The following is a 6871-nucleotide window of genomic DNA, read 5'->3' as shown; positions in this document are numbered from 1 at the left end:
ATATTAATGCCTACATGGCAGCAACAGCTTGGAATCTAAAGAAAATGCTGGAAAAGATTAAGGAAAATCTTTTGCATTCTATTTTTCACGGGTTTCTGTCAAAGGAAAAAAATATACTTTTATTCCTTTTTATTCAAAAAAATGAATTGTTAAGGAGGGACTAAATAAAGCCTTCTTATTTACAAAGCCGACCTGTACATTTCTTCGTCAAAAGTTTTGATTTTGGAGATCGTGTCTGTTTGGATAGATATAACCCGACGTATAAATATCGTGATTTGTTATTATTGTCCTATACCGCATATTGAATTGACTTATGTTTAAAGTACTTCTTCATTCTTTCGGGAGCGTTTGCGAGCATATACATGTGTTGTTCCACGTTGTTTTGCAGTGTCTCTTTATTTTTAGGGGATTTCTTGACTGACAGCCCTTGTTTCAAATCAGGGCAACCGCATCAAATCTTAAGAAGCTTTTTGAGATAGTCTATATTCAGAGCGGCTTTGAACAACCTCTTCCGTAAGGATAGTTTGTCTTTGTGCCCGGATACAATGGCTAAAGCAAACTTTCTCAACGTGTTTGGATTGGTGGCCGAATAATCCTCGCCTCCACACAGATAACTCGCAAGTGCTATAACCGGAATATCGCTTAACTTATGCTTACAACGACCCACTACACGTGGATCTTCTACCTTAGAAAAATAATCTTGTACATCCATAACCCGAAGATCGCTCTATTTTGATGCGATTGCCCTGGCCGGATGCAACGAGTACGAAAAACGCCTCCTTTATGTATGCTGACAAAGCTCCTGACAGTTCCCCTACAGGTTTTCGACCTCTTTGAGCCAGAGCGCTGCTGAAGCGTCGCTGGGCATGCGCCAGTCGCCGCGTGGCGAGAGACTGACGATACCAACTTTCGGGCCGTCGGGCATGCAGTTTCGTTTAAACTGCTGCGCGAAGAAACGGCGCACGAAGGTTCCCAGCCATCGTTTGATCTCTTCGGGCGCATAGCTTTTTCCGAAGGCTTGACGAGCTAAGAAGAAGATTTTGGCCGGCGATGCACCAAAGCGCATCAGGTGATAGATGAAGAAATCGTGCAGTTCGTACGGCCCGATAAGGTCTTCCGTCTTTTGGTGATTCGTATCGTCGGCAGCGGCCAGAAGCAGTTCGGGACTGACGGGGGTATCGGCAATGTCGAGAAGGGTCTCGCGGGCTGCCTCCCCTACCCGATGAGTCGCGACCCACTTGACCAGACAGCGGACGAGCGTTTTGGGGATGCTGGCGTTAAGGGCATACATCGACATGTGATCGCCGTTATACGTTGCCCAGCCGAGCGCGAGCTCGGACAAATCGCCGGTACCGATAACGAGTCCGTTCTTGAGGTTGGCCAAATCCATGAGTATCTGTGTCCGCTCACGTGCCTGCACGTTCTCGTAGGTCACATCCTGTGTCACGCCGTCATGGCCGATGTCTTTGAAGTGCTGTTGACAAGCGGCTTTAATCGATATCTCGTGCATGGTGACGCCCAACGCTTCCATCAAGGCGACGGCGTTGCGGTACGTCCGACCGGTAGTCCCAAAGCCCGGCATGGTGACGCCGTGAATCTGTTTGCGCGGCAGATTGAGGGCATCGAAAGTCATCACCGTAGCCATCAGCGCCAGCGTAGAATCTAACCCACCGGATACGCCGATCACGGCATGTTTGATCTGCGTATGAACCAACCGCTTGGCTAACGCATTCGTTTGAATGTGGAATATTTCGTTACAACGTTCGTCACAAGCGGCATCGGTCGAAGGTACGAACGGATGCGGATCGATAGGACGTGTCAGGGCAGTTTCCTTTCCTTCCGGCAGCCGGAAAGAAACGCACAGCGGCTCATCACAGCCCAATACGGAAGCGCCTTTCGAGAAATTCGTCTTCACGAGTCGATCGTGGCACAACGCAGAGACATCTATCTCGCTGATGAGCAATTTCTCGTTCAATGAAAAACGATCCGACTCGCCCAGCATCGTCCCATTCTCGGCGATAAAAGCTTTTCCGGCATAGACCAGGTCGGTTGTCGACTCCCCGAATCCTGCCGAGGCATACACATAGCCCGCCGCACAACGTGCCGACTGTTGTCGGACCAGCATCTTCAAATCATCGTTCTTCCCGGCCTGTTCGTTATCGGCCGAGAGGTTGAGGATGATGTTCGCAGCCTGTAAAGCCATCACCGAGCTGGGTGGAACAGGCATCCGGAGGTCTTCGCCGATCTCAATTCCCACGGATACGGAGCCGGAGGTAAAAAGCAAACGCGGCGCCATCGGGCAGGTTGTCGCGCCGATACGAGCAGTTCGTGTCGTTACATCCTCGCCCGACGTGAACCACCGCATCTCCTGAAACTCTCCGTAATCGGGCAAGTATGTTTTCGGTACGACCCCGAGAATTTCGCCGCGATGGAAAACGACTGCCGCATTGAGCAAGCAGTTCTCAACCGCCAGCGGCATGCCTACAATACATACGACATCAACGGCTTTCGTTCGACGAACGAGTTCCAGCAGCGCCTGTTCGGCTTCACGCAGCAAGCAATCCTGCATAAACAAATCCATACACGTATATCCGGTCACAGAAAGTTCCGGGAACACGATTAATTGCACGCCCTGGGCTTCCGCCCGACGAATCATCTGCTCAATCTCGACCGTATTGTAATGGCAATCGGCCACCCGTACCAGCGGCACACCCGCCGCTACCTTCACATATCCGTATTTCATCATCGTATCGTTTTTTCCGGCAAAATTAATAAAAGTCCGAACACTTTGAGGGTGTATAAAACACAATGTTTTAGACCACCCTTTTTAGGTGTGTCGGAATGGGTGAAACGCAAAGCACTAAGGATGCGAGCAACGAAGCAGTTCGCCCGTTATGACACACCGCTGTCAAACTTATCGGATAAAGAGCAGCTCGCGGTATTTCGGTAGCGACCACATCTCGTCGTCGACGATCAGTTCCAGTTTGTCGGCATGGTAACGGATCACGTCGAAATACGGCCAGACCTTATCGTGGTATGCGACGGCTTTCGCATATTCGTCGGTGAGCTTGTTAGCGACCTTACGGGCTTCGATCATCGCATCCACATTACGTTTGATCACCCCCACATGCTCGGCTATTTCTTCGACCAGCGCAGCGTCCATCGACGCCAGTTCTTTCGCCCGCTTGGGAGGATAAACAGCCTTGATTTTATACACATTATCGAGCAGTAGCGACTGATAACGCGTCGCAATCGGGATGACATGGTTGACGGCCAGATCGCCCAGCACACGCGCCTCGATTTGAATCTTTTTCGTGTAGATCTCCCATTTCACCTCGTTACGTGCTTCCAGCTCTTTACGGTTCATCACGCCGGTCGAGGTAAACATCTCCACGCTTTCGCGGCTCGTGTACATGCGAAAGATTTCGGGCACACTCGTTTCGCAGTTCAACCCTCGCTTCTTCGCTTCTTTCCGCCATTCCTCACTGTATCCGTTGCCCTCGAAACGAATCGGCTTCGAGATACGGATATACTCTTTAAGCACTTCGAAAATAGCCCGCTCCTTCGTCTCGCCTTGCGCGATCTTCGCATCGACCGAAGCCTTGAACTCCATCAGTTGCGCCGCCACCGCGGCATTGAGCGCCGTCATGGCCGACGAGCAGTTAGCCGACGAGCCGACAGCGCGGAACTCGAACCGATTGCCCGTAAAAGCAAAGGGCGATGTACGGTTACGGTCGGTATTGTCGAGCAGCACCTCCGGGATATGCGCGATGCCCAGACGCAGCTTCTTCTTTTTATCAAGGATGATCACCTTCTCCGTCGTGCTTCGTTCCATCTTGTCGAGGATGTCGTTCATGTGAGTACCGAGGAAGGCCGAGATGATGGCCGGCGGCGCCTCGTGCGCTCCCAAGCGATGCACGTTCGTAGCCGAACTGATGGACGCTTTGAGCAGACCGTTGTGTTTATAAACAGCCATCAACGTATTGACGAGAAAAGTGATAAAACGGAGGTTCTCTTCCGGCGTTTTGCCCGGCGTTAGCAGTCCCACGCCCGTATCCGTACCGATCGACCAGTTACAATGCTTACCGGAACCATTCACTCCGGCAAATGGTTTTTCATGCAGCAACACACGAAAGCCATGACGACGAGCCACTTTTTTCATCAGCAACATGATCAACTGATTCTGATCGATGGAAAGGTTCGTTTCGTTGTAGATCGGCGCCAGCTCGAACTGATTGGGAGCGACCTCGTTGTGGCGCGTCTTGAGCGGAATGCCGTATTTGTAGGCTTCAAATTCGAGGTCTTTCATGTAGGCCGTGACACGCGTCGGAATCGAGCCGAAATAATGATCTTCGAGCTGCTGATTCTTGGCCGACTCATGTCCGAGCAGAGTCCGCCCGGTCAGCAACAAGTCGGGACGCGTAGCGTAAAACCCTTCGTCCACAAGGAAATATTCCTGCTCCCATCCGAGGTAAGACGACACCTTTTTTACGTTCGGATCGAAGTAATGACACACGTCAGTCGCGGCCTTGTTGATGGCATTGATGGCCTTCAACAGCGGTGCTTTCAAGTCGAGCGCCTCGCCGGTATAAGAAATAAAAATGGTGGGGATACACAATGTGTCGTCCATGACAAAAGCGGGCGACGAAGGATCCCAAGCAGTATATCCGCGTGCTTCGAACGTGCTGCGGATACCTCCGCTCGGAAAGCTCGAAGCGTCGGGCTCCTGCTGCGCCAGCAATTTGCCGGAGAATTCTTCCGTAATGCTTTCGCCCGGCCCATCCACGTAATCGATGAACGAGTCGTGCTTCTGCGCCGTGCCATCCGTCAACGGCTGAAACCAGTGCGTGTAGTGCGTGGCGCCCAGCTCCATCGCCCACATCTTCATGCCCGCGGCTACATGGTCGGCAATGCCGCGGTCTAACGTCTGTCCCTTTTCCACAGCGTCCTTGATGACGTTGATCGTATCTTTAGACAGATATTTTTTCATGACGGAATACGTAAAAACATACTTTCCGTAAAACTCGGACATCGACCCTTCCGGCGCCTGCACGTCCAGCGCTTTCTTCTTGAAAGCTTCTTCTACTGCTTTAAATCGTAGCGTACTCATAAACCGGGATTCGTTTTATTTTAAAATGATATGATTTGCTTTACACTGTTCGATCATCTCGTCCGACCATAACGATGCCTGCACCTCGCCGATATGCGCACAACGGAGGAAGTACATGCACAGGCGCGACTGCCCGATACCTCCGCCTATCGAAAGCGGTATCTCACCGTTCAGCAAGGCTTTGTGAAACGTCAGCGACCGGCGTTCCATACAATTTTCAAGTTCCAGCTGACGAAGCATCGCTTCCCTGTCGACCCGAATACCCATCGACGATATTTCGAGCGGTGCGTCAAGAATCGGGTTCCATAAAATAATGTCGCCGTTCAGTCCCCTGTGTCCGTCAACCGTCTGGGTCGACCAGTCGTCATAATCCGGAGCGCGTCCGTCGTGTTTCTCTCCGTTCGAGAGCGTCGCCCCGATTCCGATGATAAAAACCGCACCGTATTTCTTAGCCGCCTCATGCTCCCGGTCTTTCGGCGACATATCGGGATAGGAAGCCAGCAGTTCTTCCGCATGCAGGTATGTGATGTTCTCCGGCAGAAACGGTGTAATATGCGGAAAAGAGCGGTACGTTTTTTCCTCCACCGTCTTGAGGACGGCATAAATTTGATCGACGATCATACGCAGAAAATCGAGGTGACGGTCTTCGGGGCGAATCGTACGTTCCCAGTCCCACTGATCGACGTAGATCGAATGGATATTGTCCAACTCCTCATCGGCGCGGATCGCGTTCATATCGGTGTAAAGCCCCTGACCGGGCGGGATATTGTAAAAGCCGAGCTTCATCCGTTTCCATTTGGCCAGCGAGTGCACCACTTCGGCACGACGATCGTTCATGTCCTTGATGGGAAACGATACGGCGCGCTCAACGCCGTTCAGATCGTCATTGATTCCCGTACCTGAAAAAACGAATAACGGAGCCGTCACCCGTCGCAGGTTTAACGTGGCCGCCAGTTCTTCCTGAAAGACCCGTTTCAACATTTTGATAGCCTCTTCCATATCCTCGGAAGCCAAAGTCGGCCGGTAATTGGCCGGAATGTACAGTTTCATCTCACTCTTGTTTTCTGTTTTAATGTATATTAAGGAGATGGATGTCGTTCTCATCCCCATGTAAAGACGATAAAAAGCGCTAACGCCCGACAAAAGTAGTATTCCTTCCGGAAATACGGCATGCCGGATGCCTGTTTTTTGGGCCTACCCGATCAATCGAGGATTTGATTTTCGGATGAAACGATTCGTGTCCTGTCCTGAAAAAGGTTGTCAGAAAAATTTAAGACACGATGCCTCACACAAGCGAACTAAGAATGTGGCGCAGATTATGGATATCATTCAAAAGATTAATTTACTCATTATAGAGCGACTAAAGACGAATATAAAACCATAAACCCCTCGTATTCAGAAGAAATCCACTCAAATAAAGCCACAACAACTAATGATCATACAATTTTAATGCGTCACCTCTGAGGCAGCGGTTAGTCGTTCGGAAATTGGGGAATTCAAAATTATCGTGTAGCTTTGTCCTGTGATGGAAGAGACAGGATATCGCTATTTTAAACGTGACGTCAGTTGGCTGTCGTTTAATTACCGGGTACTACTCGAGGCCGCAGACGAAACGCTTCCGATCTATGAACGGATTCGTTTCCTGTCCATCTATGCGTCGAATTTAGAGGAATTCTACGAAATCCGGGTGGCCGAACATCGCGGTACGATTATGAAGGGGATTTTTACGGCCGAGGACGTAGGACTGGCGGAAGAAACGCT

General features: G+C 50.7%; 4 protein-coding genes and 2 pseudogenes. 2 read left to right on the top strand and 4 right to left on the bottom strand.

Annotated features, from left to right (window positions below; translation table 11 throughout):
* Nucleotides 1–451: 451 nt before the first annotated feature.
* The 4 genes from EII41_RS13005 to asnA all read right to left on the bottom strand — a co-directional run bounded on the left by EII41_RS13005 (nucleotide 452) and on the right by asnA (nucleotide 6160).
* The gene (locus EII41_RS13005) at nucleotides 452–712 is read right to left on the bottom strand and encodes a transposase family protein (protein ID WP_124790931.1); all 261 of its coding nucleotides are present in this window, start codon (nucleotides 710–712) and stop codon (nucleotides 452–454) included.
* Between the two features lie 102 nt (nucleotides 713–814).
* Nucleotides 815–2743: an NAD(+) synthase gene (locus EII41_RS13000; RefSeq protein WP_124790932.1), complete on the bottom strand. Its 1929-nt coding sequence runs from the start codon at nucleotides 2741–2743 to the stop codon at nucleotides 815–817.
* Between the two features lie 171 nt (nucleotides 2744–2914).
* Complete coding sequence (locus EII41_RS12995) at nucleotides 2915–5110, bottom strand: glutamine synthetase III (RefSeq protein ID WP_124790930.1); 2196 nt, start codon at nucleotides 5108–5110, stop codon at nucleotides 2915–2917.
* A gap of 15 nt (nucleotides 5111–5125) precedes the next feature.
* Complete coding sequence (gene asnA, locus EII41_RS12990) at nucleotides 5126–6160, bottom strand: aspartate--ammonia ligase (RefSeq protein ID WP_124790929.1); 1035 nt, start codon at nucleotides 6158–6160, stop codon at nucleotides 5126–5128.
* Between the two features lie 226 nt (nucleotides 6161–6386).
* Here asnA and EII41_RS14595 point away from each other — a divergent pair.
* Together EII41_RS14595 and EII41_RS12980 are read left to right on the top strand one after the other, a co-directional pair.
* Nucleotides 6387–6560, top strand: a pseudogene (locus EII41_RS14595) (ISAs1 family transposase); the annotation flags it as partial.
* A gap of 75 nt (nucleotides 6561–6635) precedes the next feature.
* Nucleotides 6636–6871, top strand: a pseudogene (locus tag EII41_RS12980) (RNA degradosome polyphosphate kinase); the annotation flags it as partial.

The organism is Tannerella forsythia (assembly GCF_003860135.1).
GTDB classification, from domain to species: Bacteria; Bacteroidota; Bacteroidia; order Bacteroidales; family Tannerellaceae; genus Tannerella; species Tannerella forsythia_A.
This window is presented reverse-complemented; position numbering and strand designations above follow the sequence as displayed.